Origin of the sequence: Actinomadura rupiterrae (assembly GCF_024172125.1) — a bacterium.
GTDB classification, from domain to species: Bacteria; Actinomycetota; Actinomycetes; order Streptosporangiales; family Streptosporangiaceae; genus Spirillospora; species Spirillospora rupiterrae.
This window is the reverse complement of the sequence record NZ_JAMZEA010000006.1, coordinates 545,869-571,121: the sequence shown is the minus strand read 5'-3', so window position 1 is coordinate 571,121 and position 25,253 is coordinate 545,869. Positions and strand designations below refer to the sequence as shown.

The 25,253-nt window shown below is 71.0% G+C and carries 24 protein-coding genes; 12 read left to right on the top strand and 12 right to left on the bottom strand.

Annotation, left to right across the window (positions count from 1 at the left end):
- Nucleotides 1–24: 24 nt before the first annotated feature.
- Entirely contained in the window at nucleotides 25–546 is a 522-nt protein-coding gene (locus FHU30_RS23545) for a MarR family winged helix-turn-helix transcriptional regulator (RefSeq protein WP_253878713.1), read from the top strand.
- Nucleotides 547–566: 20 nt separating this feature from the next.
- Here FHU30_RS23545 and FHU30_RS23540 read toward each other — a convergent pair whose 3' ends face one another.
- Nucleotides 567–1,478 carry a GNAT family N-acetyltransferase gene (locus FHU30_RS23540; protein ID WP_253878712.1) on the bottom strand — a complete coding sequence of 304 codons (912 nt, stop codon included), beginning with the start codon at nucleotides 1,476–1,478 and terminating at the stop codon, nucleotides 567–569.
- A 242-nt stretch (nucleotides 1,479–1,720) separates the two neighbouring features.
- On the opposite strand from FHU30_RS23540, the gene FHU30_RS23535 reads away from it, so the two are divergent.
- Together FHU30_RS23535 and FHU30_RS23530 are read left to right on the top strand one after the other, a co-directional pair.
- Nucleotides 1,721–2,614: a LysR family transcriptional regulator gene (locus FHU30_RS23535; RefSeq protein ID WP_253878711.1), complete on the top strand. Its 894-nt coding sequence runs from the start codon at nucleotides 1,721–1,723 to the stop codon at nucleotides 2,612–2,614.
- Nucleotides 2,615–2,616: 2 nt separating this feature from the next.
- Nucleotides 2,617–3,498 (top strand): LysR family transcriptional regulator, encoded by an 882-nt coding sequence (locus FHU30_RS23530; protein ID WP_253878710.1) that lies wholly within the window; start codon nucleotides 2,617–2,619, stop codon nucleotides 3,496–3,498.
- On the opposite strand, the gene FHU30_RS23525 is transcribed toward FHU30_RS23530, so the two are convergent.
- A complete protein-coding gene (locus tag FHU30_RS23525; protein WP_253878709.1) occupies nucleotides 3,488–3,904 on the bottom strand; it encodes an ATP-binding protein in 417 nt (138 codons plus the stop codon). The two genes, FHU30_RS23530 and FHU30_RS23525, sit on opposite strands and share 11 nt — an antisense overlap.
- 114 nt (nucleotides 3,905–4,018) lie before the next feature.
- Here FHU30_RS23525 and FHU30_RS23520 point away from each other — a divergent pair, with 114 nt between their 5' ends.
- The 3 genes from FHU30_RS23520 to FHU30_RS23510 are packed head-to-tail and all read left to right on the top strand — an operon-like array spanning nucleotide 4,019 to nucleotide 5,214.
- Complete coding sequence (locus FHU30_RS23520) at nucleotides 4,019–4,840, top strand: helix-turn-helix domain-containing protein (protein ID WP_253878708.1); 822 nt, start codon at nucleotides 4,019–4,021, stop codon at nucleotides 4,838–4,840.
- On the top strand, nucleotides 4,837–5,028 hold the full coding sequence (locus tag FHU30_RS23515; RefSeq protein ID WP_308211387.1) for a DUF397 domain-containing protein: 192 nt from the start codon (nucleotides 4,837–4,839) through the stop codon (nucleotides 5,026–5,028). The genes FHU30_RS23520 and FHU30_RS23515 overlap by 4 nt, the downstream gene beginning before the upstream one ends.
- A 3-nt stretch (nucleotides 5,029–5,031) precedes the next feature.
- Nucleotides 5,032–5,214 (top strand): DUF397 domain-containing protein, encoded by a 183-nt coding sequence (locus tag FHU30_RS23510; RefSeq protein ID WP_253878707.1) that lies wholly within the window; start codon nucleotides 5,032–5,034, stop codon nucleotides 5,212–5,214.
- A 65-nt stretch (nucleotides 5,215–5,279) separates the two neighbouring features.
- Here the strand turns inward: FHU30_RS23510 and FHU30_RS23505 are convergent, their stop codons facing one another.
- Nucleotides 5,280–5,843 carry a CGNR zinc finger domain-containing protein gene (locus tag FHU30_RS23505; protein WP_253878706.1) on the bottom strand — a complete coding sequence of 188 codons (564 nt, stop codon included), beginning with the start codon at nucleotides 5,841–5,843 and terminating at the stop codon, nucleotides 5,280–5,282.
- A gap of 84 nt (nucleotides 5,844–5,927) precedes the next feature.
- Between FHU30_RS23505 and FHU30_RS23500 the strand changes: the two genes are divergently transcribed.
- Both FHU30_RS23500 and FHU30_RS23495 read left to right on the top strand, forming a co-directional pair.
- Nucleotides 5,928–6,803, top strand: a complete 876-nt coding sequence (locus tag FHU30_RS23500) for an alpha/beta fold hydrolase (protein ID WP_253878705.1) — start codon at nucleotides 5,928–5,930, stop codon at nucleotides 6,801–6,803.
- 35 nt (nucleotides 6,804–6,838) lie between these two features.
- Entirely contained in the window at nucleotides 6,839–7,465 is a 627-nt protein-coding gene (locus FHU30_RS23495) for a Type 1 glutamine amidotransferase-like domain-containing protein (RefSeq protein ID WP_253878704.1), read from the top strand.
- On the opposite strand, the gene FHU30_RS23490 is transcribed toward FHU30_RS23495, so the two are convergent.
- Nucleotides 7,449–8,147 (bottom strand): GntR family transcriptional regulator, encoded by a 699-nt coding sequence (locus FHU30_RS23490; RefSeq protein ID WP_253878703.1) that lies wholly within the window; start codon nucleotides 8,145–8,147, stop codon nucleotides 7,449–7,451. The two genes, FHU30_RS23495 and FHU30_RS23490, sit on opposite strands and share 17 nt — an antisense overlap.
- Nucleotides 8,148–8,269: 122 nt before the next feature.
- Between FHU30_RS23490 and deoC the strand changes: the two genes are divergently transcribed.
- Nucleotides 8,270–9,013, top strand: coding sequence for a deoxyribose-phosphate aldolase (gene deoC, locus FHU30_RS23485; RefSeq protein ID WP_253878702.1), 744 nt, complete (start codon nucleotides 8,270–8,272; stop codon nucleotides 9,011–9,013).
- Between the two features lie 9 nt (nucleotides 9,014–9,022).
- On the opposite strand, the gene FHU30_RS23480 is transcribed toward deoC, so the two are convergent.
- Nucleotides 9,023–9,907 carry an SDR family oxidoreductase gene (locus FHU30_RS23480; protein WP_253878701.1) on the bottom strand — a complete coding sequence of 295 codons (885 nt, stop codon included), beginning with the start codon at nucleotides 9,905–9,907 and terminating at the stop codon, nucleotides 9,023–9,025.
- A 168-nt stretch (nucleotides 9,908–10,075) separates the two neighbouring features.
- Nucleotides 10,076–11,659 carry an amidohydrolase family protein gene (locus FHU30_RS23475; RefSeq protein ID WP_253878700.1) on the bottom strand — a complete coding sequence of 528 codons (1,584 nt, stop codon included), beginning with the start codon at nucleotides 11,657–11,659 and terminating at the stop codon, nucleotides 10,076–10,078.
- 172 nt (nucleotides 11,660–11,831) lie between these two features.
- Here FHU30_RS23475 and FHU30_RS23470 point away from each other — a divergent pair, with 172 nt between their 5' ends.
- A complete protein-coding gene (locus FHU30_RS23470) occupies nucleotides 11,832–12,803 on the top strand; it encodes a TetR/AcrR family transcriptional regulator C-terminal domain-containing protein (protein WP_253878699.1) in 972 nt (323 codons plus the stop codon).
- A 44-nt stretch (nucleotides 12,804–12,847) separates the two neighbouring features.
- On the opposite strand, the gene FHU30_RS23465 is transcribed toward FHU30_RS23470, so the two are convergent.
- The 3 genes from FHU30_RS23465 to FHU30_RS23455 all read right to left on the bottom strand — a co-directional run bounded on the left by FHU30_RS23465 (nucleotide 12,848) and on the right by FHU30_RS23455 (nucleotide 17,815).
- Nucleotides 12,848–14,311: a carboxylesterase/lipase family protein gene (locus tag FHU30_RS23465; protein WP_253878698.1), complete on the bottom strand. Its 1,464-nt coding sequence runs from the start codon at nucleotides 14,309–14,311 to the stop codon at nucleotides 12,848–12,850.
- A 99-nt stretch (nucleotides 14,312–14,410) separates the two neighbouring features.
- On the bottom strand, nucleotides 14,411–15,049 hold the full coding sequence (locus tag FHU30_RS23460; protein ID WP_253878697.1) for an MBL fold metallo-hydrolase: 639 nt from the start codon (nucleotides 15,047–15,049) through the stop codon (nucleotides 14,411–14,413).
- A gap of 276 nt (nucleotides 15,050–15,325) precedes the next feature.
- Nucleotides 15,326–17,815, bottom strand: a complete 2,490-nt coding sequence (locus FHU30_RS23455; RefSeq protein ID WP_253878696.1) for an excinuclease ABC subunit UvrA — start codon at nucleotides 17,813–17,815, stop codon at nucleotides 15,326–15,328.
- A gap of 117 nt (nucleotides 17,816–17,932) precedes the next feature.
- On the opposite strand from FHU30_RS23455, the gene FHU30_RS23450 reads away from it, so the two are divergent.
- Both FHU30_RS23450 and FHU30_RS23445 read left to right on the top strand, forming a co-directional pair.
- Complete coding sequence (locus FHU30_RS23450; RefSeq protein WP_253878695.1) at nucleotides 17,933–19,168, top strand: MFS transporter; 1,236 nt, start codon at nucleotides 17,933–17,935, stop codon at nucleotides 19,166–19,168.
- The gene (locus tag FHU30_RS23445; protein WP_253878694.1) at nucleotides 19,165–19,911 is read left to right on the top strand and encodes a phosphotransferase; all 747 of its coding nucleotides are present in this window, start codon (nucleotides 19,165–19,167) and stop codon (nucleotides 19,909–19,911) included. Before FHU30_RS23450 ends, FHU30_RS23445 begins: the two co-directional genes overlap by 4 nt.
- Here the strand turns inward: FHU30_RS23445 and FHU30_RS23440 are convergent.
- The 3 genes from FHU30_RS23440 to FHU30_RS23430 form a co-directional block, all read right to left on the bottom strand.
- Nucleotides 19,901–20,731: an MOSC domain-containing protein gene (locus FHU30_RS23440; protein ID WP_301323489.1), complete on the bottom strand. Its 831-nt coding sequence runs from the start codon at nucleotides 20,729–20,731 to the stop codon at nucleotides 19,901–19,903. The two genes, FHU30_RS23445 and FHU30_RS23440, sit on opposite strands and share 11 nt — an antisense overlap.
- A 1,949-nt stretch (nucleotides 20,732–22,680) precedes the next feature.
- Nucleotides 22,681–23,106, bottom strand: coding sequence for a DUF6924 domain-containing protein (locus FHU30_RS23435; RefSeq protein ID WP_253878692.1), 426 nt, complete (start codon nucleotides 23,104–23,106; stop codon nucleotides 22,681–22,683).
- A gap of 667 nt (nucleotides 23,107–23,773) precedes the next feature.
- On the bottom strand, nucleotides 23,774–25,081 hold the full coding sequence (locus FHU30_RS23430) for an IS256 family transposase (RefSeq protein WP_372503903.1): 1,308 nt from the start codon (nucleotides 25,079–25,081) through the stop codon (nucleotides 23,774–23,776).
- Nucleotides 25,082–25,253: the final 172 nt, after the last annotated feature.

The window sequence follows — 25,253 nt, the reverse complement described above, 5'->3', positions numbered from 1 at the left end:
ATTCGAATCGGTAGGGTCTGGGCCATGGCACAGGACTCCATCGACCGGCACATCGCGTTCTGGACCCGGGAGCTGCCCGGCCTCGACCCGGACGTCGAGGGCGCGGTGACCCGGATGCAGGCCGTCGTGCGGCGGCTGCGCCACGAGCGGGAGGAGGCCCTCGCCGAGCACGGCCTGCGCGACTGGCAGTACGACGTGATCTGGTGGCTGCGGACGACCGGAACCCCCTACCAGGCCTGTCCGACCTGGCTCGCCGGCGTCCTGGACGTCCGCCCGGCGACGCTCACCAACCGCCTCGAACGCCTCGAACGCGACGGCTACGTGGAGCGCATCCCCGACCCGGACGACCGCCGCCGGCTGTTCGTCCGCCTGACCCGCAAGGCCCTGGACGCCTGGGAGGCGGTGTACGAGGACCGCTCGTCCGGCGAGCACGTCCTCCTCGCCGCGCTGACGCCGGAGCAGCGCCGCCAGCTCGCCGACCTGCTCCGCATCGTCACCCTCGCCGCCGAGGCGGACGGCCCCGACCTCCTGCCGCTGGCGGACTGACCTCCCCGAGATCGTTCCGGTCAGTCCGCGCCGAGGTCCAGGCGGTACTCGTGGACGCGGTGGTGCATCCGGAACCCGAGGTGGCGGTTGACGTCGAGCAGCTCGGCGTCGTGTTCCGGATTGTCCGTCACGACCTGGGTGACCTGGGGGTACCGGCCGTAGAGCAGGCGCAGCATGGCCGCCTTGACCCACAGGTCCAGGCCCAGGCGGTGGCCGTCGCCGGGAAGCTGGTCGAACTGGGTCGCGCGCGTCCCGCCGCCCGCCGGGACCACCACCTCCGTGCACCCGACGACCTTCCGCCCGTGCTCGGCGGCGACGGTCAGCAGCACGTCACCGGACAGCGTGTCGCGGCCGGGCGGCATGATCTGGGCCGTTTCGGTCAGCCGGTAACCCGGATGCTCGACCGCGGCCATCTCGTCCAGCCAGCCGGGATGCACGTCGCGCAGCGACAGCAGCAGGTGGTGCAGGGTCCGGAGCCGGACCAGGCCACGCTTGACGCAGAGGGCGTCGCCGGACCCGTCCGCGGGCACCGTCACGATCACGCCGTGCAGGTCGCGGGCGCGCGCCTCGGTGATCAGGGTGTCCACCAGCCTGCCGCCGACACCCCGGCGGCGGTGATCCGGATGGACGTGCACCTGCGCGCGCCCGGTGCCCGAGGCGGCGGGCAGGCGCAGCATCGCCAGCCCGACGACGCGTCCCGCGCGGGTCGCCGTCCAGACGAGCGTGGCCTTGGAGTTCAGGCAGGCGTGGAAGCGCGCGGGTGATGCCGGTGCGGCGCCCGGCGTGTCCAGCGCCGTGGACGCGGCGACCAGCGCATGCCACGCCAGGACGCGCAGCCCGTCCGGTTCCTCCCGCTCCGGCCGGACGCGCGCGACCCGCACCCGCACCCGCAGCGCCCGGGCCCCTTCAAGGCCCCGCGTCACGGCCGCCACGCAGGCTCCGCCGGTTGCCGACGAATCTCTTCGCTCATCGTCCTCTCCGCAGTCGCAGTCCGGCCCGCGCGGCCGGTGGGGCGCCGGTTCCGGCGGCTCGCCGGGGGCGCCGGATAACAGGCTGTCGGCCCGGACGCGCCGGAACAACGCCGATGTCGGCAAGGCTGCGTTGCCCGGACGGTCATCGATGCGCGTTTGGTCAACGCAGCGATGACCAGTAGGTTCACGATCCTGGGGGGTTCATGGAGCTTCGGGACATCGAGATCTTCTTGGCGCTGGCCGAGGAGCTGCACTTCGGCCGGACGGCCGAGCGCCTGCGCGTGACGCCGTCCCGCGTCAGCCATGCGATCAAGAAGGCGGAGCGGCGCATCGGCGGGCCGCTGTTCGAGCGCACCTCCCGCACCGTCCGGCTGACCCGGCTGGGGGAGCGGCTCCGCGACGACCTGCTGCCCGCGCACCTCCAGATCCAGCAGGCCGTGGACCGGGCCGTCGCCGAGGCGCGCGGCATCACCGGCACCCTGCGCGTCGGCTACACCACCCCGTGGTGCGCCGACCTGGCCTACCGCGCGGCCGCGGTCTTCCGCGACCGGTACGCCGACGCGGCCGTCCGGATCCAGGAGACCCGGTTCGACGACCTCTTCGGCCCGCTGCGTCGCGGCGAGCTGGACCTCCAGCTCGGCGAGCTTCCCCTGCGCGTCCCCGGGGTCACGGACGGCCCGGTCCTGCTGAGCGAGCCGCGGGCGCTGATGGTCCCGGCCGACCACCCCCTGGCCCGCCGCGAGCAGGTGTCCCTGGAAGACCTGGCCGAAGCGCCGCTGATCAGGCCCGGCGGGAAGGACCTCCCGAAGTTCCTGGTGGACCTGCACCTGCCCACGCACACGCCGATGGGACGCCCCGTCCCCGCCGGGCCGGTCTACGAGTTCTGGTCCGAGGTTCCCGCGCTGGTCGCCGCCGGGCTCGGCGCCACGATCGTCGCGACGCGCGCCTCCCGCTACCACGACCGTCCCGGCATCGCGTTCGTCCCGTTCAAGGACGGGCCGACCCTTGACTACGGCGTCGTGTGGCCGGGCACCGGTCAGTCGCCGTCCGCCACGGCCTTCGTGGACCTGCTCGTGGACCACGCCGGCGAGGAATGACCGTGGAACTGCGCGACATCGAGATCTTCCTGACCCTCGCCGAGGAACTGCACTTCGGCCGCACCGCCGAGCGCCTGCGCATCACCCCGTCCCGCGTCAGCCACGTGATCAAGAAGCAGGAGCGGCGGATCGGCGCGCCGCTGTTCGAGCGCACTTCCCGGACGGTCCGGCTCACACCCGTGGGCGAGCGCCTCTACCGGACGCTCCGGCCCGCCTACCGGCAGATCGTCGAGGGGATCGAGGAGGTCACGGCGTCCGTCCGCGACGTCCAGGGGACGCTCACGTTCGGCAGCATGGGGCCGCAGGGCTGGATGGTCGCGGGGATCGTGGACCGGTTCCGCGAGCGGCACCCGGCCGTCCGGCTCGTCCACCTGGACCTCAACCCCATCGACCCGCTGACACCGCTGCGCTCGGGCGAGACCGACGTCGCGCACCTGTGGCTGCCGGTCCGCGAACCCGACATCACGGTCGGCCCGATCACGCACACGTCGCCGGTCGTCGTCGGGATGGCCGCCACCCACCCCTTCGCCGGCCGGGAGGCGCTCTGCCTGGAGGACTTCGGCGACCTGACGCTCATGGCGCACCGCTCGCCGATCCCGGCGTCCATGGAGGAGGCGTTCCAGCCGTTCCGCACCCCGTCGGGACGGCCCGTCGCCCGCGGCCCGGTCGTGTCGTCCTGGGACGACCAGCTCAAGGCGGCCACCGCCGGTGAAGCGGTCGTCGTCTGCCCGGCCGAGGCCGCCAGGTTCTACCCCTGGCCCAACGTGGTCTACCTGCCCGTCCGCGACGCGCCGCCCGTCCGCTGGGCCTTCGCCTGGCGCGCGGGTAACAACGACCCCCTGATCCGCGCCTTGGCCGACGCCGTCCCCGAGGTCACGGCGTAAGCCGCGCCCAGATCCACTTCCCGCCGGCCGGATCGGCGGTACAGCCGCACGCGGACGAGAGCGCCGCCACGATCGGCAGCCCCCACCCACCGTTGGCGTCGAATGATTCCTCGGAAATGTCGAGATCGTCCAGCGACATTTCCACCACCGGCTTCGCGACGGGCAGCGCGGCGCTGGAATCCCACACCGCGATCACGATCCCGTATCCGTCCCGGCTGAGCTGGAACCGGATTTCCGCCCGCGGCGTCGCCTCCGCCGCGTTCGCCACCAATTCGGCGACGATAAGGGCGACATCGTCGTTCAGGTGAAAATGCCCCCATTTGCGAAGCCGCTCCGCCGCCATCGTCCGCGCCAGCCCCGCCGCCGCAGGTGAGCCCAGCATGGACAGGACCAGGTCCCCCGTCACCGCCGTCCCCCGCGTCCCACTCAAGGATCCAATGTCTGATTTCACGCCCCAAGAGTGACCCCGCCGTTCTAAGGTCGTGGTGTTGACGGAGATTCTGGAAACAGGAGGGTTGCCATGCCGATCGTGCGCGACGAACTCGACCCCAAGATCTCAATGTGGCATTTCCTCGCGCACACTCAGCGCTTCTGGCGCGAGAAGGAAGGCTTGTCCCTCACCCAGTGCGGCAAGATCATGGGTCTGGCCCGCTCGACTGTTTCCAATATGGAGGCCGGCAGGCGCAGGCCCCAGGACGATCAGATGAAGCTCCTGGACGAGCACTACGGCACCGGCGTCCTCTTCCGCGTGATGCTCTGGTTCGCCCGCATGGCCCACGACCCGGACTGGGGCAAGCAGATCGCGAAGTACGAGGAGCAGGCGAACATGATCTGGATGTGGCACGGCCAGGTGATCCCGATCGCGCTCCAGACCGACGATTACTCCTGGGGCTACGTGAAGGCGGGCAGCCCCAAGGACTATGAGGCCTCGATGCAGCGGCGTGTGGCGCGCAAGAAGATGTTCCTTGAGCGCGTCGAAAAGGAGGAGCTGGAGATCTGGGCGCTGGTGGATGAGAGTGTCCTCGCGCGGCAGGTCGGCGGTCGCGAGGTCATGAAAGCCCAGATGGAGCACCTGCTCTACCTGGCGGAACTCCCGGGCGTCATCCTTCGCGTGGTTCCGTTCTCTGCGGGGGCTCACTTGGGGGTCGACGGGTCAGTTCAGGTGATCAGGTTGGACGGACGCGATATCGCGTACGCGGGAGCTCAGAATGGTGGCCGCATGATCGAGAGCCCTGGCGAGGTTCGCGATCTGTCGGTTAAGGTCGATCGCGTCGGCTGTATGGCGGCGTCCGTAGACGGCTCGAAAGAGATCATTGGCCAGTACTTGGAGCGGTACTCATGATGGTTGCTTGGCGGAAGAGCTCGTACAGTGGTGGCGCGGACGATGAGCAGTGCATCGAACTGGGCAGGCTTGCCGCGACCGTTGGACTTCGAGACTCCAAGAATCCCAGTGTCGGCCACTTGAGCTTGACCGTGGCTGAGTTCGGCGGCCTCGTGGAGCGCATCAGGCAGGTGCGGCCGGAGGGCTGAGTGATGCACTGGCGGAAGAGCTCATACACCGGCGGCGCGAACGACGAGCACTGTGTTGAGCTGGGGCGTCTTGGGTCCGGAGTGGGGGTTCGGGACTCGAAGGACGTGGCGGGCGGGCATCTCCGGGTGAGCTTGGGGGAGTTCGCCGGGTTGCTGGATGTGCTCAAGCGGGCGGCGTCCGGCTAGGTGCGCGTGAGTTCCGCGCAGTGACTCGGCCACCGGGTCGTCCAGCGCGGTTGTGTCGTGGTCGGTCATTGTGCGGGGTCCTTCTCGTCGAGCTTGTGGCGCTGGTAGTGGCGGGCCACGCGGACGCGGTTGCCGCAGCGGGCTGGGGAGCACCAGCGGCGGCGCGGGTGGGCGGGCAGGAACAGCATCACGCAGTCGTCCGCCTCGCATTGGCGGATCTTGGTGACCGCCGGGTCGGCGAGCAGCTCGGTCGCCGCCTCTGCGAGGTGTGCGGCTAGGCGGGATGCGGGTGGGCCGGTTCGGCGGTTCGCTGCGATGAGAGCTTTGCCATCCCAGGTCAGCGCCTTGATCGCCGGTGCTGCGAGCTGGGCGTCGTTCAGCGCGTCCAGGTCCGCTGGGTCTGGGCGCTTGCCTTCGCGGACGCGGTCAAGGGCGCGCTTCGTGTGTTCGCGGACGGTCCGGACGGCGTCCAGGGCGTCCTCGGGCGGGGCATCCGGGAGGCGGTCGGCCTGGAGTTGCTGCCATTTGCGCAGGTCGTCGGGGGTGGCCAGTAGGTCGCCCGCGGCGGTGAGGGTGTTGACCAGGTCCAGGGCCAGGGGCTCGCCGGTCAGTGGGGCGGCGTCGTCCATGGGCTAATGCTACATCTCGGTGTTGACGCGTTAGGTCGTCGCTCGCTATAACTAACGCATCATTCTCGCTGAAAGGCATTAGAGATGACGTACTCCGAGGTTGCTCGCGTCGTCCATCGGTACTTGGACGTGGACGGTGTGCGTGTGTTCTACCGGGAGTCGCTGCCTGAGCGGGACGACGCGCCCGTCCTGCTTCTGCTGCACGGGTTCCCATCGGGCTCGCACCAGTTCCGGCGGCTGATCGACGTCCTCGGGTCGCGCTACCGCCTCATCGCGCCCGACTACCCGGGGTTCGGGCACACCGAGGCGCCTGCCGACTTCACCTACACCTTCGACCGGCTTGCCGACGTCACCGAAGGGTTCGTCCAGGGGCTCGGGTTGCGGCGCTTCGTCATGTACGTGTTCGACTTCGGTGCTCCGGTCGGGTTCCGGCTGGCCGAAAGGCACCCCGAGTGGATCGCCGGGCTGGTCGTCCAGAATGGCAACGCCTACGAGGCCGGACTCTCGGACGGCGCGCGCGACTTCATCGCCCTCAAGCCCGAGAACCCGGACGCCGAGCAGGCCATCCGAAACCTGCTCACCCTCGACGGCACGCGCGGCCAGTACGAGACCGGCGTCACCGACCCCCAGGTCATCGACCCCGGCTCATGGACGCTCGACCGGCACTTCCTCGACCTCCCCGGACGCAAGGAAGCCCAGATCGCGCTGGCCTTCGACTACCACTCCAACGTCGAGCGCTACGGCCACTGGCAAGGCTGGCTGCGCAAGCACACCCCGCCGACGCTGATCACCTGGGGCGCGAACGACCCGTTCTTCCCCGCGCCCGGCGCCCACGCCTACCTGGACGACGTTCCGGATGCCGAACTTCACCTCTTCGACACCGGCCACTTCGCCCTCGAAACGCACCTCCCGGAGATCGCCCCGCTCATCGCCGACTTCCTTGAACGAGTTTGGCAGTAATCTCGGCAGGTCAGGGACCACGAGAAAGGACGCCGATGCCGCAGCGGTTGTTCCTCGGGTCGGCCGGGCTGGGAGCGCTGCCGTCGTGGCTGGACGGGTTGCCCGGCGAACCGCGCCGCGCGCTGCTGATCCCTACGGCGGCCACTCCGCTGCCGTCCGCGCCCTACGTCCAGGTCGCGGACGACCTGCTCCGGGCGGAGGGGCTTGAGGTCGAGCGGCTCGACCTGGAGCACGCCTCGCGGCAGGACGTCCGCCAGGCCCTCGATCGAGCCCAGGTCGTCTTCGTCTGCGGCGGATTTGCGATGTTCCTGCTCGAACACGCCCAGCGCAGCGGGTTCGCCCAGCTGGCGGCCGAAGCTGTGCGCGAAGGCCGACTCGCGTACGCCGGGATCTCGGCCGGGGCCGCGCTTGCCGGGCCTGACCTGCGAACGTTCGAGGATCTGGATGATCCCGGACGGCCGGACGGCACGGCCGGGATGGGGCTCGTCCCGTTCATCGTCCTGGCCCACCGGAACCGAGGACGCGCTGAACGCCACGACCGCCTCGCAGCGGACGCTTCCGGCCGTTTCGTCTCCATCAACGATGACCAGGTCATCACGGTCGTCGGCGATCGGTGGAGCCTTGAATCGTCGCCGACGCACTCCGCTACCGGACGATCGTGAAGTCGACCTTGAGGTTGTAGCGCTCGGCGACGTATGCGCTGGTCGAATGCTCCAGCGGGGCGCCATGCTGATCGACGATGGTCCGGGTCTCGACCAATAGCGGGGTTTCGGGCGGGACGCCTAGGTGGACGGCGTCGTCCCCCGCGATGCGCGCGGTGAGGAAGGACGTGCCGGCGGTCGGCTCGAATCCGAGCTGGCGCAACGCCTGGTGCAGCGAGGCCGTCTCGATGTCGGCGTCCAGCACGGCGCTCAGCGAATCCGGAAAGGCCGCGTCCTCGATGGCGACCGCCTCCTCGCCCAGGAAGCGCGTGCGGCGGACGGCGACGACCCGCTGATGGCCCAGCGCTGAAGCCTCCTCCGGGGTGGCCGCGCGCAATCCCGCTTCGAGGACGGACGACCGGGGCGTCCGCCCGAGTGTCAAAGCCTGGTCGTGGAAGCTGAGGAGCGTCCCCACCGGACGGGACGTGGCCGGACGGCGCACGAACGTGCCCTTGCCCGGGACGCGTTCGAGCAGCCCGTCACGCTCCAGCCCGGCCAGCGCCGCGCGCACGGTCATCCGGGACACGTCGAACTCCTGCGCCAGCCGCGTCTCCGACGGGAACGGGTCCCCCTCGGCGGCGGCGTCCAGGCGGCGGCGCAGCTGCTTCTCGATGCGCTCGTAGAGCGGTCGTGATACGGCCATCGTTCCTCACCGGTCGTACGGGCGCCGCCGGGGCGGGAGCGGCCGTCCCAGTCTGCCCGTTCCGAGGACCGCACCGACCTGTATAGGCTGTATAGACAGCTTACTCCGAAGGAGCCCCCGGAATGCCCACCGAAACCCCCGTCTGGGACGGTCCCCTCCCCACCCCCGCGCAGGTCGCCGGGATGATCGACCACTCGCTGCTCCGCCCGGACCTCACGTCCGCCGAGGTCGAGGCCGGGTTGGAGACCGCGCTCGCCTACCGGACGGCCTCGGTCTGCGTCCGTCCGGCGGACGTCGCGCTGGCGGCCGAAACCCTGCGGGGGAGCGGCGTCGCGGTCGGCACCGTCGTCGGCTTCCCGCACGGCGACACGACCACGGAGGTGAAGGCCTACGAGACGGCCGAACTGGTCGGGCGCGGCGCGGACGAGATCGACATGGTCGTCAACGTCGGGCGCCTCAAGGAGGGCGACACCGAGTTCGTCCAGAACGAGATCGCGGCCGTCGTGACCGCCGCGCGCGGCCGTCCGGTGAAGGTGATCCTGGAGAACGCCTACCTGGACGAGCGCCAGAAGATCGAGGGATGCCGCGCCGCCGAGGCCGCGGGCGCCGCGTTCGTCAAGACCAGCACCGGCTTCGCGCCGACCGGCGCGACACCCGCCGACATCGCGCTGATGCGCCGCACCGTCGGCCCGGACGTCGAGGTCAAGGCCGCCGGCGGCGTCCGCAGCCTGGATGCCCTGCTGGAGATGCACCGCCTCGGCGCGACGCGGTTCGGCGCGACCGCGACGGCCACGATCCTCGCCGACCTGGAAGGACGCCTCGAAGGCCGCGCTCCTGCCGCCGCGGCGGAGGGCTCCGGCTACTGACCGGGCTGGTCAGGCGTCGAAATAGTGGCCCTTCTCCATGTCGTCGATGAGCCCGGGGTGCGTCGGCCGCCAGTCCAGGAGGTCGCGGGTCACGGTGGCCGAGGCGGGCTGGTCGGTCGCCAGGAGCTGGCCGAGGAACCCGAAGTCCTCGACCGGAAGGGACTCGACCGGCACGTTCAGATGCCGGCCGATCACCTCGGCGATGTCATGAGTCGGCACGCCCTCGTCGCCGACCGCGTGCAGTACCGAACCGGCCAGGGCGCCTTCGAGCGCCAGCCGGTACAGCCGCGCCGCGTCCATGACGTGGACGGCAGGCCAGCGCGCCGACCCGTCCCTGACCTGCCCGGACACGCGCTTCTGCCGGGCGAGGTCGATCATGCGCGCGACGAACCCGTGCCGGTCGCCCGGGCCGTGCACCGACCGGGGCAGCCGCACGACGGACGACCGGACGCCCCGGTCGGAGGCGGCGAGGGCGATCCGGGCGTTCGCGTCCCGCGCCCCTCCGGGCGAGTCGGGCAGGGACTCGTAGCGCTCGGTCGCCACGTGCCCCGGCACGGCGGGCGTCCCGGACGTCACGACCAGCGCCTTGCCCGTGTACGCGAGCGCCCCGCACAGCGTCTCGATGACGTGCGCGTCCGTCCTGACCGCCTCCCCGAACCGGGAGAAATCGTGGTCGAACGCCAGGTGAATCACCCCGTCCGCCTCGGTGGCGGCGGCCCGCAGGGTGTCGGGATGGGACAGGTCCCCGCGCACCGGTTCGGCGCCCGCCCCGGCGACGGCGGCGGCCGTGGCGTCCGACCTGGCGAGGCCCATGACCTTGTGCCCGGCCCCGAGCAGCTCGGGCACGAGCGCCGATCCGATCCATCCGGACGCGCCCGTGACGAACACCCGCATGAGCGGCTCCCTCCACTCGGCGACGGATCACCTTGAGGGGAAATACCCGAATATGTCCGGGCGGAAGGTCAAGGGACGGCGAACGGCCCGTCATCTTCGCTAGGCGTGCGCCTCCACGTTCGCTAGGCGTGGGCCCTCGCGTTCGGTAGGCGTGGGACTCGGTACTCGCTAGGCGTGGGACGGGTGTTTCGCGCACGCGCACCCGGCAGCCATCGCCGTGGTCTGCGACTGATCCGACCGGGCGGCTTGCTCGACGTCCGCGAGGAGGCGGGCCCGCTCGTCCGAGGTGATCAGGCGGCCGTTGACGACCAGCGCATCGATCCGGCGCGTGTTGCGGATGTCCGCAAGCGGGTCGGCATCGAGGACGACGAGATCGGCGCGCTTGCCCGGCTCGACCGTTCCCACCTCGGCGTCCATGCCGAAGGCTTGGGCGGGCCGGTTTGTGGCCGCCTGGAGCGCCTGCATCGGCGTGAGGCCCGATTGCACAAGGAGTTCCAGCTCCTCGTGCAGCGCGAAACCCGGGACGAGGTACGGATTGCCGGTGTCGGTTCCGGCGAGAACCTGGACCCCGGCTCGATGCATGCGCCCGACGAGCGCCTTGCGGTGCTCGAAGATCTCCCTGATCCGGGCGGCCTGCTCCGGGGAGCGCCCGCCGGTCATCACCTCGGTGACATCGGCCCACCAGCCGGTCATACCGGACGGCAGGTACCGCCACTCGTCGGTCTTCCGGTTCGTCTCCGGTGTTTCGAGCGTTTGGTGGACGCGGAGCGTCGGGACGACCGCACGCGCATGCCGCCGCAGGTCGTCGAAGAGCGCGTCCGTCCGTTGCGGATCGAAACTGCGCACGGCGATGTGCTCCAGCGGGTAAACCTGCTGGTACCAGGCGTGATAGCGGTGGAACGTGTCCTGCGAGGCGTCGGTGGTGATCGCCGCCATGCCGCGCCGGATCTCCGCCTCGCGCGATGACGTCGCCAGCAGCACGGCGTCCATGTGCTCCAGGGTCCGGTGCCCGGCGCGGACGGCCTCGGCGATCGTGACCGGGTCCGGGCAGTGGCCGGTGTACGGAATGCCCTGGCGGCGCGCTTCGTCCGCGATCGCGAAGTACGCCGCGCGGGTCAGCCGCGAGTAGACCTTCACGAAGTCGGCGCCCTCGCGCTTCACCCGCCGCACCGCCGCGCGGGCCCCGGCGGCGTCCGCGACCTCGATCAGCGAGCCCGTGTCGGACGTGTGCAGCGACGGCCGGCCGTCGATGATCGGGCTGCCGATGATCCACCTCGGGCCGAGCAGCGCGCCGCTCGCGATCCTGTCCCGCCACCGGTGGTGGACGGACTCGCCGCGCATCTCCCGGACGGTCGTCACGCCGGTCAGCGCGTACAGCGGCGGCACCACCGCCTCCGGACCGGCGCTGTGCACGTGCGACTCCACCAGCCCCGGGATGACGAACCGGCCGGTCAGATCCAGAACCTTCGCGTCTGCCGGGACAGCGAGCGCGCCGGTCTTCCCGATGGCCGCGATCGTTCGTCCGCGCACGAGGACGGTCATGTCGTTCTGCGGCGGTGCTCCGGTCGCATCGATCAAGGTGACGTGCGTGAGCGCGAACGCCTCGTCCTTGCCGCGCCGAGCCGCTGGGCCCGCTGGGGTGGCGGCAGCGGCGGCGGTGGCGCTTGCGGAGGCGAACAGCGCCGCCCCCGCGAGCGCCGCCGTCCCGCCCAGCACCTCGCGACGCGACCTCGCCCTTTCGTCATGCGGCATGTGCAGCTCCCCGAAGCTCCTCTAGTACGGTGCGTACAATGTATCGACGCGCGACCGGGCCGCCCAAGGCGATCCGGTTGAATTCAGTGCATTCAGGCGTCCGTCATGGATGTCTGTACTAGTACGGTGGCCGGAAGCGCGTGAGCGGACTAGAACGGTGGAGGCGCGGCACATGACGGGTTCGACGCCTCCCTACCTGCGTATCGCGGCCTCGATCAGGGAGCGGATCGTGGCGGGGGAGCTGCCCGCAGGACGGCGCGTCCCGTCCACCCGGCAGATCGTCCGGGAGCACGGTGTCGCGATGGCGACGGCCGCCAAAGCGCTCGGCGTGCTGCGCGAGCAGGGCTGGGTCCGCACCGTCCCGGGCGGCGGAACCCTCGTCGCCGACCGGGCCCCGGAACCCCTCGAACCTGACGGGCTCGTGCCCGGAGCGTCGTCCATCGGCGTTTCACCAGGCTCGACACGGGACGTCGTGGTCAGGGCGGCGATCGTCCTCGCGGACCGGGACGGCCTCACCGCGCTCACGATGCGCCGCCTCGCCGCGCACCTCGGCGTCGGCCCGATGTCGCTCTACCGGTACATCCCGGACAAGGACGAGCTGCTGCGGCTCATGGCGGACGTCGCGTTCGGCGAGGAGCCCCCGCCCGAACCCGGCCCGCCCGGCTGGCGCGCGAAGCTCGAACTGTCCGCTCACATCCAGTGGCGCGCGTACCGCCGCCACCCCTGGCTGACCGCGATCATGCACAACTCGATCGTCCGCCCGCCCGCCGTACCGAGCGGCGTCCGGATGGTCGACTGGGAGCTGCGCGCGCTCGACGGGCTCGGGCTGAGCGCCCACGACATGCTCCACACCGTCCTCGCCCTGGACGGCTACGTCGGCGGCATCGCCGCCAGCAACGCGCTGGAGGTGCAGGCCGAGCACGACACCGGCATCACCGGGAGCGAGCGGATGTCGGCCGACAGCGCCCTGCACACCGACCTGTTCGCCGGCGGCCGCTTCCGCACGCTCGCCGCCACCCTCCCACCGGGCGCGACGACCCTGGCCGACCTGGACGAGCTCTTCGAGTTCGGCCTCCGCCTGCACCTCGACGGCATCGAAGCCCTCCTCGCCCGCACCCGCGAGGCCCAGAACGCGCCCGGCTAGACTCAGAAGACGTCCGGTCGAACTCGGAGGCCGTCCGGCTGGGCTCAGGAGCCGTCCGGCCGTGGTGTGGAGCCTGGGAGGGAGCCGAAGCGGACGTCGGACCAGATCCGGCGGGACGCCTCCTCGGGATAGCGGACCTCCGAAACCTGCCCGTTGAAGGACCGCGTGAGGCGGCGGTCGCGGTCGAACGGCAGCCACCCCGGATCGCCGTCCCGCGCGAAGTCGCCCCAGGAGCGGCGCATCAGCGCCCCCAGCTCGCGCATCGCGCACGTCGGCTCCCCGTTGTACAGCTCGATCCCGAGACCCGCGTCGTACACGTCGAAAATGAGCGGGATGTCGGCGCAGTGCGGCGCGCCGAGCGCTCCGTCCCGCGCGGGCACGGTCAGCCCCAGCTCGTACAGGTAGGTCGGCCCCTGGTGCAGCTCGGCGAGCCGGTACGTCCCCATGCGGAACAGCGCGTCGCCGATGACCAGGCAGTACAGCTCTTCCGGATCGGCGTCGGGGTAGGCCTTCCAGTAGGAGTCGGGGCCGCCGGGCGCGAGCGTGCTCAGCGCGTCTCCGGCCTCGTCGGCGGTGATGGCACCGAGCAGTCCGGCGCGGGCGACGAACAGCCGGTACTCGTCCCGGGTGTGGCCGATCATGAGCGGGACGCCGTCGAGCGCGCCGTCGCCGAACGCCGTCCACGGGTCGGTGGCGAGCACCTCGCCGTCCAGGACAGGCGCAGGGACGTTCTGCGCGGGATCGGTGGCGACGGCCTTGACCAGGGCGTCCGCCGGAATGCGCGCGAGATCCTCTGCGGTCGGGCGTGCGCCGACGCGGCCCGCGATGTCCGCCGCCACCTGCCGCGCGCGCTCGACCGACTGGTAGGAGTTCGGCACGCTGCCGAGGATCACCCGCCGGAACAGGTCGCGCGCGGACGGCCTCGTGACCAGCGCCGCGACGCATCCCGCGCCCGCCGACTGCCCGTAAAGGGTCACATTGCCAGGGTCGCCGCCGAACGCGGCGATGTTGTCGCGCACCCAGCGCAGCGCGGCCTCCTGGTCGAGCAGCGCGCGGTTCGCCGGCGCGCCCTCCAGCAGCGCGAACCCGTCCATGCCCAAGCGGTAGTTCATCGAGACGAGCACGACGTCCGCGTCCCGGGACAGCCCGGTCCCCTCGAAGGACGGGTCGGCGGACGTGCCCGAGACGTACCCGCCGCCATGCACCCACACGAGCACCGGCAGCCCGGCCGCGTCGGGATCGGGCGTCCACACGTTGACGCGGAGGTAGTCGTCCGGGTCCGAGAAGGGCGGGTTCGGCGGGCAGGACGCGTCGGCCGGCTGCGGCGGGGAGGGCCCGAAGGCCGTCGCGTCGAAGACCCCGTCCCAGCCCACGGCCGTGTCCGGCGCCGCGAACCGCGCCGCGCCCGTGAGCGGACGCCCGTACGGGATGCCGAGGAACCGCGCCGCGCCACCGTGCCAGCACCCGCGGAGCCGCCCCGCCTGGACGTCCCTTTCCACACTGCTCATGCAGGGAGCGCTTCCCAAGCTCGGGCAGAGCCGACCCCGCAACTACACCAAGCTGTTCTACAGTTCCGCGCTCACACCATGCTCGGCCGCGCTGAGGCCCTACAGTTCGACGCTCTCGGCGATCTCCATTCGCCGGTACGGGCGTCCGGCCCGCTCGGACTCCATCGCCAGCACCCGTTCCATGACCTCCAGGCCCCACTTGTTCACCAGGCCGTCATGGATCGCGAACGCCCGCTCCGGCCGGACCGCGCGCAGGTACGCCGCCGTCATCGGGGCGGTCAGCCACGGCGCCTGCCCCGGGACGAGCAGCGTCGGGACGTCCACCCTGGTCAGCGCGTCGCCCGGATGGAACACCTCGTCATCGATGAGGAACCCGACGTTGTCCACGGGCGGGACGTCGAGGTTGCTCAGGTGGTGCTTCTCGCCGAACACCCGGACGTTGAACCCGGCCACCTCGAAGGTGTCGCCCTCGCGGACGGCGTGGATGTTGTCGTGGTCCAGCTCGCGAAAATCGTCCAGATCCTCCAGGATCCGGACGATTCCGGGGGAGGCGTACACCTCGGGGATGCCCCAGAGCCTGCCGAGGCTGTAGTGGTCGGCATGCTCGTGCGTGATCAGCACCGCGTCCACGCCGGCGGTCGCGGCGCCCTCCAGGGTCAGCTCGCCCGGGTCGATCACCAGGGACCGGCCGTCCTTCTCCAGCCGCACGCACGCGTGCCCGTACTTCGTCAGTTTCATGATCGTCAACCTACTCACCACCGGTCCCCGCTTCACCGCGCTTTCCGCGCGCGCCCGGGCCACCGCGGACCACCGCGCGAACGCAGGCCCGTTCACCGCTACCCGCTACCCGCTACCCGCGGAACGGGGCATCACGCTCTACCTGCTGGCCGAGTCCACTCACCCGGACGGGCAGCCTGAAACACCGCCTGGCCCGTGCCGCTTTCGAGGCGCCCTGAACCGCGGTTCGATCCGGCCTGGCACGATCGCCAACCGGCGGGGTCGAGGGACGGGGCTTCAGCCGGTCGGGGTGTCTTGGAGGTGGAGGCGCAGGTAGTGGCCGGTGAGGGAGTCCGGGGCCTGCGTGATCTCGGCGGGGGAGCCGGACGCGACGACGCGTCCGCCCTGCGGGCCGCCGCCGGGGCCGAGGTCGACCACGTGGTCGGCGTTGGCGATCAGGTCCAGGTCGTGGTCTATCGCGATGATCGTCGCGCCCGCGTCCAGCAGCCGGTCGAGGACGCCGAGCAGGGTGCGGACGTCGCGCGGGTGCAGGCCGGTCGTCGGCTCGTCGAAGACGTAGAGGGTGTGCCGCTGCGGGCGGTGCAGGCCGCTCGCCAGCCGCATCCGCTGCGCCTCGCCCCCGGACAGGACGGGCGTCGGCTCGCCCAGGCACAGGTAGCCGAGCCCGACCTCGGCCAGCGCGCGCAGCGGTGTCGCGATGGCGCTATTGTCCGCGAACCGGTCGGCGCCGTCCGCGACGGTCAGGGCGAGGACGTCCGCGACCGACAGGCCGTCCGCCTTCACTTCGAGGATCTCGGGTTTGTAGCGCGTCCCGTGGCAGGTCGGGCAGGTCACGCTCATGTCCGGGAGGTACTGGACGTCCAGGGACACCGTGCCGAGACCCTCGCAGGTCGGGCACTGGCCGGACTTCACGTTGTAGGAGAAATGCCCCGCGTCCCAGCCGCGCCGCCGCGCCTCGGGCGTGTCGGCGAACATCCGCCGGACGGCGTCGAACGCGCCGCTGTAGGTCGCCGGGGTCGAGCGCGCGTTCTTGCCGACCGGGGTCGAGTCGACCTCCACGATCCGCCGCACACCCTGCCGGTCGAGCTTGCCGACATGCTCGGGCAGCGGCCGGTCCTCCAGTTCGGCGCGCAGTGCCGGGACGAGGCTGTCCAGCACGAGCGCCGTCTTGCCCGCGCCCGAAACGCCCGTCACCAGCGTCAGCCGCTCAAGCGGAAAGTGCGCCGTGACGTCGTGCAGCGTGTAGAAGTCGCTGACGCCCACCGTGATCTGCGGATCGCTGCCGACCGGTCGCGGCTCCCTCACGCAGAGGTCGACGCGCCGGGCGAGATAGGGCCCGGTGACCGATTCGGGCTCGGCCTCCAGATCGTCCGCCGTGCCCTGGACGACCACGGTCCCGCCCGCGCGCCCCGCGCCCGGACCCATCTCGATCAGGTGGTCGGCGTGCCGGATGAGGTCCACCTCGTGGTCGACCATCACCACCGAGTTGCCGTTGCCGACCAGCGCCCGCACCACGTTCACCAGGCCCGCCGCGTTCGCCGGATGCAGCCCGACGGACGGCTCGTCCAGCACGTACAGCATGCCGGTCGAGCGCGTCTGCAACGTCGAGGTGAGCTGGATGCGCTGCCGCTCGCCGGTCGAGAGCGTGTCGCCCGCGCGGTCGAGCGTGAGGTAGCCGAGGCCGAGATCGCGCAGCGGGGTCAGGGCGCGCTCGAACTCGCCGGTCAGCCGCTCGGACAGGCCGCGCATCTCGCTCGGGAGCCGTTCGGTCAGACCCTCCGCGAACCGGGCCACGTCGTCCAGGGTGAGCGCGCTGAGTTCGGCGATGTTCCGCCCGTCGAGCAGGCTGGTCAGCGCCTCCGGACGCAGCCGCGAACCATGGCAAGCCGGGCAGACGTGCGTCCGGAAGAACCGGGTCAGCCGGGCCCGTCCCTTCTCGGTGGACGCGCTCTCCATCGAGTTCCGGACGGCCGCCCGCGCGTTCTCGAAGAGCGCGTTGATCTCCGCGCCCCGTCCGGCCTTGGTCGTCACGATGATCGGCCGCTTCTCCGGCGGGCCGTCCAGGACGGTCTGCCTCTCCTTTGCGGACAGGTCCTCGAACGGCACGTCCGTCCGGACGCCCATCGCCCGCGCGACCCTCGGCATCCAGCCGCGCGCCGCCAGCCGCCACGACCGCACCGCCCCCTCGTCGATGCTGAGGCTGGGATCCGGGATCAGCGCGTCGTCGTCGATCTCGTCGATCACCCCGAGCCCGTCGCAGCGCGGGCACGCCCCCTCGGAGTTGAACGCGAACGACTCCGCACTCGGGATCTTGAACCGCTCGCCGTCCTCCGGGCACGTCCGCCACTCGCCCATGCTCGCGTCCAGCGACGGTGGCAGCCGATGCCCGCGCGGGCACACGTGCGACCCGAGCCGCGACACCATCAGCCGCAGCACGTTCAGCGCCTCGCTCATCGTCCCGACCGTGCTGCGCCGCCCCGGCAGCGGCGGCCGCTGCCGCAGCGCCAGCGTCGCCGGCAGGAACTCGATCCGGTCGACGTCCGGCCTCCCCGCCTGCCCGATCCGCCGCCGCGTGTAGGTGGCCAGACCGTCCAGAAGCCGCTGGTACCCCTCCGCGTACAGGACGTCCATCGCCAGCGACGACTTGCCGGACCCGGACAACCCGGTCACCGCCACCCACGACCACAGCGGGACATCGACGTCGATGTCCTTCAGATTGTGGGTCCGAGCCCCGAACACCCGAACCGCCCGCGGAGTCCCCTCCACCCATCTCACCTGGACATTCCCAACCGCCACCGATCACGACCTACCCACCCCCCACCCCGGCAACCGGACGCGCCGGCCGGGGTTGACGGTGGGCGGGAACGGGGGTGATCTTGAGGGATGCGGACGGGATCTCTCTGGCGGAACCGGAACTTCGTCCTCCTCTGGACGGGGCAGACCTTCTCCGAGATCGGCACCCGCATGACCTCGGTGGCGTTCCCGCTGCTCGTCCTGTCGCTCACCGGCTCGCCGGCCCGGGCGGGACTGGCCGGCTTCGCCGCGACGCTGCCGTACTTCCTGCTCTACCTGCCCGCCGGGGCCCTGGTGGACCGCTGGGACCGGCGCCGCGTCATGATCTTCGCCGAGATCGGCCAGTTCGCCGCGCTGGGCGGCCTCGCCGTCGCGCTGGTGCTGCACGCGGTCACGCTGCCGCACATCCTCGCCGCCGCTTTCGTGTCGGGCTCGTGCTTCGTGTTCTGCAGCGTCGCGCAACGCGCCCTGCTGCCGGCGATCGTCCCGGCCGAGCGCCTCACCGAGGCCCTGGCCAGGCAGGAGACCAAGAGCCGCAGCGCCGCCCTGACCGGCTCCCCGCTCGGCGGCCTGCTCTTCGGCGTCGCCCACTCGCTGCCCTTCCTGGCCGACGCCGCGTCCTACCTGATCTCGCTGGGCACCGTCCTCGGCATCCGCACCGAACCGCGCCGGCCGTCCGCCCCGCCGCGGCTCCGCGACCTGGCCGGTGAGATCCGCACCGGCCTGCGCTGGCTGTGGCACGAGCCGTTCGTCCGGACGAGCGTGGTCCTGTCGTCCGCCGTGAACCTGATGTTCCAGGCGCTGATCCTCGCCCTGATCGTCCTGTCCCGCGACCTGGGCGCGGGCAGCGCCGGGACCGGCCTGGTCCTCGGCTGCTTCGGCGCCGGCGGGCTGCTCGGCGCCCTGATCGCCCCGCACCTCCCGGCCCTGTTCTCCTCCAGGACGGTCGCCATCACCGTCGCCTGGATCTGGGCCACCACCGCCCCCCTCCTGGCGCTGGCCACCAGCCCCTACGAACTGGCCGCTATCATCGCCTGCATGGCGATCGCCGGTCCCCTCTGGAACGTGGTTGTCGTCGGCTACCAGTACCAGGTGATTCCGGACCACCTCCTCGGCCGGGTGAAGAGCGTCGTCCTCCTGACCAGTTGGGGCTCCATGCCGCTGGGCCAACTCCTGGGCGGCTACCTCCTCTCCGCGACCGCACCGCGAACGACCGTCCTGCTGCTCTCCCTCCTCACCCTCGCCATCGCCCTGACCACCACGCTCAACCGCTCGATGCGGATGCAGGGCCCGACGATCGGCCGCCCCGGCCTGCAACCCCAATGAACGACTTCGACGGAGGCTGGGACAGTCAGGCGACGCTCACGGACGGCTGGGTCGAACGCGTCCCGCGCCGCCCGGACGTCCACGTCCGCCTGCTGGCCGAGATCCGCCTCCTGCCCTGGCTGGCTCCCCGCCTACCGCTGCCGGTGCCGGTCCCCGAACTGGTCTCGGACGACCCGCTGGTCGTCCGCCACCGCCTGGTCCCCGGGGACCCGCTCGAATCTCCGACGGCGGAGCAAGGCCGCGACCTCGGCCTGTTCCTGCGCGCCCTCCACGACACGCCCCTCGACCAGGCCAGGGCGCACGGCCTGCGTGACATCCACGACGAGTTCGCCGAAGACCTGGCCCTCTTCCGCGCCCGGGTGCTCCCGCTCCTCCCTGAGAAGACCCGCGCCACCGCGCTCCTGGACGCGCTAGAACAACGCGTCACGACCACCGTCGTCCACGGCGACCTCGGCCCCGAACACGTCCTGACCAGCAACGGCGACCTCTCGGGCGTCATCGACTTCGGCGACGCCCACGCCGGCGACCCCGCGATCGACCTGGCGTGGACCCTCCACGGCACCCCGCCCGACTTCGCCGCAGCCCTGGCGACCGCCTACGGCGTCACCCCTGCCCTCCGAGCCCGCGGCCTCCTCTGGCACAAGCTAGGCCCCTGGCACGAAGTGACCCGCGCCCTGGCAACCGACGACCCGGGAATGCGCGACGCAGGTCTAGCAGGTGTCGAGGCCCGCCTCACCCTCTGACGGTGAGCTCCGAATCTCCCCAAGCCGTCACGACGATCTCCATACCAAGCGCGAGCCGCCCGGTACGCACCACCGAGAACTTCGCCCCGAACGCCACGCCTCCCGCCGCCGCCCGGCGGTACGAGGCGAGCGTCCGGAGCGGCTCATGCCCCGCCTTGTGCCCGCCGACCTGGTCGATCGTCGTGACGGCGCACCGGATGGCGAGCTTGGTGTACCCCAACTCCGCATCCCCAAGGGACACCCGCCGAGCGAGATCCTCCCGGTGCGGCACATCCCACCCCTCAACGACGATGTTCGGCCGAAACCGACTCATCGGCAGCCCCGCTCCCTCAAGCCGCCCGTTCAACTCATCAAGGCTCGCCCGCGACACCATGTGCACCGCACTGCTGTCCGCATAACCGGACGTCCCGGGCGTCAACCCGTCAGTCACCCGATCATGCTCAGGCGGCACCCGCACCAGCCGACTCGGCTTGCCGAGCACCGTGCTCATCCACTCCGCCGCGTCGTCCCCCTGATCAATCCCCCGAAAGGGCGTCCCGAACAGCATCACCTCCCGCCGCGCCCCGTCCAGATCGACATCGACGTGCAGCGTCTCCACCCCATGCGCCCGCAAGCTCAGCCGCTTCCCACCCTCACCGACCTCGGGCCGCACGACCGCCAGCCGCGGATCCCGCCGCTGGCTCCGGAACACCCCGTCCTCCCCGACCACCATGAAGCTGCGGTCATCAGCCACCCCGGCCTCCGTCAGCTCCACCTCGCTCAAGGCGACCCCCGCGCACCCCTTGATCGGATACGTGTACAACCCCGCGACAACACCCATCCCCGCCCCACTTCCACAAGACCGCGCCCCAACCTAAAGACCCCCACCCCCACAAGACCACCCCAACCCCCACAACCTGACACCAACCCGTCAATTTCCCACCCCATCCCCCAACGCCTCTCCGAAAACGCCCCGCACCACCCCAACCCGAATACCGTCCAGCCCTGCCCCACCAAAGCCCCCTCCACAAGCAACACCCACCCACCACACAGCACCCCGCCGCTCAGCACTTCTGCCGCACAGCACCCACGTGGCACAAGACCTCCGCCCTGGAGGACGGCACCCGCGCAGCCCGTCCGCCGCGCAGTACCCTCAACCCGCACCCACGCGGCACAGAACGTCCGTCGCGCAGGGTGACACCCGCAGGCACCTGCCGCGTAGACCGCCCATCGCGCTGCACTCGTGCGGCAGAGCCGCCGCCCCACGAGATGACGCACCCGCGCAGCACGTCGGCCGCGCTGCCACCCGCTGGCACAGAACGTCCGTCGCCCAGAGCGGTACCCGCGCAGAGCACCCGGGCGTGGAGGGCGACCTTGGACTGCACTCACGCGGCACTGGACGTCCGTCCCGCGGGATGGCGCACGTGCGCAGCGGGCCCGCGGCGCTACGCGCACTGGCGCAGGACGCCCCTTGCGCAGGGGCGGCACCCCCGCAGGGCACCGGCGTGTTAGGGCACCCATGGCACGCGCTCGTGTGGCACGGGACGTCTGTCCCGCGGGCTGACGGACCCGCGCAGCACGTCGGCCGCACTACACCCGCCGGCACTGGACGTCTGTTGCGCAGAGGGCACCTATGCAGGGCGCTTGGTGCTTGGAGTGCCTGTCGCGCTGCCCTCGTGTGGCACGGGACGTCCGTCTCGCGGGCTGGTGCACCCGCGCAGCACGTCCCCAGCGCCATGCGCACTGGCACAGGACGCCGCTTGAGGTGGGCGGCACCCGCGTAGGGCACCGGCGTGTTGGGGCACCCATCGCGCGCGCTTGCGTGGCACGGGACGTCCGTTCCGCGGGCTGGCGCACCCGCGCAGCACGTCGGCCGCACTGCACCCGTTGGCACAAGACGTTCGTCCGGCGGCCTGGCGCACCCGCGCAGCACGTCCACGGCGCTATGCGCACTGGCGCAGGACGCCCCTTGAGGTGGGCGGCACCGGCGCAGGGCACCGGCGTGTTGGGGCACCCATCGCACGCGCTTGCGTGGCACGGGACGTCCGTTCCGCGGGCTGGCGCACCCGCGCAGCACGTCGGCCGCACTGCACCCGTTGGCACAAGACGTTCGTCCGGCGGCCTGGCGCACCCGCGCAGCACGTCCACGGCGCTATGCGCACTGGCGCAGGACGCCCCTTGAGGTGGGCGGCACCGGCGCAGGGCACCGGCGTGTTGGGGCACCCATCGCGCGCGCTTGTGGCACGGGACGTCGTCCGGTGGGATGGCACCCGCACAACATGTTCGCCCTACTACATCCGCTGGCACAGGACGTCCCGCGCAGGACGTTCCTTCGCGCAGGGGGCATCCGCGCAGGGCGTCCGCCGCGCGCTGTACCCGCTTCGTGCAGCGCGTCCGCCGTGCAGGGGCCCGTGCGAGGTACTGCCGCGCACCGAGCGCCCGCGCAGGGTGCCTAACGCAAGGTCGCCGACCGCACGGTACTGGCGCTGCCCAGCACCTCCATCGTGCAGAGGCGGCAAGCGCGCAGGGCGTCCGCCGCACTGCATGCCAGCTGCGCTAAATACCCGCCGCACACGCTGGTCTTTGCACGGAGTGGCTGCCGCACGGTGCTCTCCGCTGTGGTGGACGACTCACCGGGGTGGACGGCCCGCTGTGGGGGACGGTCACTCCCACCTGTTTTCAACCCTCCCGGCCTCTTCAGACATCCGCGAACGGCCCCCTTGAGACATCCGCGAAAGCTGGCGGCGCCCTGTCGGCTCTGGCACGCACGTCCCCTTCCGTGGTCGGGCCCTAGCCGTCCTTGAATCCGCGGAAGACTCCGGCCGCGTCCACGTCGTCGGCGAACTCCGCGAAATCCATGTTGGCGATGGACAGGTTCGCCGAGATGCCGGGAAACCAGCGCGGAGGCACCCGGAACGTCCTGCCGGGCTCCTCGAAGAGATCGACCGCCAACAGCAAATGCTCGGCGTCCGCCATCGTCACCGCGTCAGCGAGGAACAGGTACGTCACCTTCTCCTCCTCATCAGCGGCGGCGTCCTCCTCCACCAGCGCTTGGACGGTCACCCCCTCGTAAGCACGATCACTCACAAAGGTCCCATCACCCTCCCCACTCTCCTCCCTCTCGATGGCCTCTTGGAGCTCCCGCCACTTGGCGTCATCACTGAAATCGGCCCGAAGAACAAGCGACGACAAGTCCTCCGGCTGAGGCAACGCCATGACCACCACCCCCCATTAGTTAGTGCCTGCGCCCGTCCTCCAACGAGCAGAACCTTTCACCTACCCGGGCCGACTGCCGCCGACCGCCACCACCCCGCCAAATCCGCGCCACCGCGCCCCGCGTGATCTCGCTAGCGCCATCCTGCCCTGCCGCAATACCGGCTGGCCTCAACACGCCTGCCGCTGGCCTGGCCAGAGGCTTCCACGCCATGCCTGCCCTGCCATGCCGCGCCGTGCCATGCCCCCCGCTATGCCCCGCCCCGCCGTGCCACGCCTTGCCGTGCTCGCGACGCGCTGTCCCCCGCCGTCGTTGCCTCCTCGCCTTGTTGGTGCTGGACCGAGCGCACGCCTGCGTTGACGTAGTCCTCGACCCCGTCAGCGCGAACTCAGCCTTCAGCGCGACTTCGCCCTTCGGCGCGTTCGCGATCGGCCGCGCTTGCTCAGTCTGCGGCGCCTGCTCTACTGGCCCTGCGTCCTGGAAGGGGGACGCGTCCGCGGGCGACGGCGTTGCCTCACCTTCCGACGTGTCCGTGTCCACGCGCGTCGTTGCCCACGCGCGTCCTGGTGCAGGTCCGTGTCTCGTGTGCGCTTGGGGTTGGCCGCGCCTTTGTGTTGAGCTTGTAACTCGAGGTGTGTAAAGATGATCTTGTGGTGGGTCTGGTTGTGTTTACCGGATGCGGCCCGGGTAGGCCTGGGCGAGTTCGTTGAGTGCTTCGGGCCAGCCGTAGGTTTTGGTGCCCTCGACGAGTCGGGCGGGTTGGAAGGGATGCTTGTCGCCGTTGGCTCGTTTGGCGGCGCGTTCGCGGGCGCGTTTGTCCTCGATGTTGACGATGGCCAGCCACAGCAGTTTGACGACTGCGTCGTCGGTCGGGAAGTGGCCGCGGGCCTTGGTGACCTTGCGGAGTTGGTAGTTCAGTGACTCGATGCTGTTGGTGGTGTAGAGCAATCGGCGGACTGCGGGTGTGAAGGCCAGGAACGGGGTGACCTGTTCCCAGGCCGTCTCCCACACTTTCACCGCCTGCGGGTAGCGTTTTCCCAGCTCGCTGGTGGCCAGGGTGGCCAGGGCGTCGAACGCGGCGTCGGCGTCGACGGCGGTGTAGACCTTCTTCAGTTCGGCCGCGACCGCGGCGCGGTCCTTGCGTGGGACCGGCCGCAGTGCGTTGCGGATCAGGTGGACCACGCAGGTCTGGACGGTGGCGTGGGGGAAGGCCGCGGTGATGGCGTCCTCGAACCCGCCCAGCCCGTCGCAGCAGGCGATCAGGATGTCGGTGACTCCACGGTTGCGCAGGTCGGTGACGACACCGCGCCAGAACCCGGCGCCTTCTCCGACCGGGCCGTCGGCGGCCTTGGGCACCCAGATGCCCAGCACGTGCTTGTCGCCGTCGGTGTCGATCCCGACTGCCAGGTACGCCGGCTTGTTGTGCACGACGTGGTTGTCGCGGACTTTCACCACGATCGCGTCCAGGAACACCACGGCATAGACGGGGTCGAGCGGGCGGCGCTGCCAGGACTTGACCTCCTCCATCACCTGCTCGGTGATCCGGGAGACGGTCTCGGGACTGAGCCGGGTCCCATACACCTGGTCGAGGTGGTGGACGATGTCACGGACCGTCATGCCGTGCGCGTACAGGCTGATGACCATGTCGTCCAGGCCGCCGGAGACGCGCCCGGCGCGTTTGGGCACCAGCATCGGCTCGAAGCTGCCGGCCCGGTCCCGCGGCACCGCCACCTGAACCGGCCCGACCCCGGTCTGCACCGTCTTGCGGATCTTCCCGTTCCGGGCGTTGCCCGCCACCGCGCCCGCGCCCTGCACATGCCGGTCATAGCCCAGATGCGCGGTCAGCTCGGCCTCCAACGCCCGCTCCAGGACGGCCTTGACCAGATCACCCAGCATCGAGCCCTCACCGGTCAGCCGCAGCCCGCCGTCCTGGTCCCGGGACCTGGCCAGCAACTCATCCAGCAGCCGATCGTCCATCAGCTCCCGGATCGGACGACGCACCGTTTCCTGCTCGGACTCACCCACCTCCAACACGGTAGCCGGAAGATCACTTACGGTGGTCGAGGTGGTGCCGTCGACACCATCGATCACAGACATGACGTGTGGTTCTCCCCCCCGAAGAACGTGGGCGCTTCGCCCACTGATCACT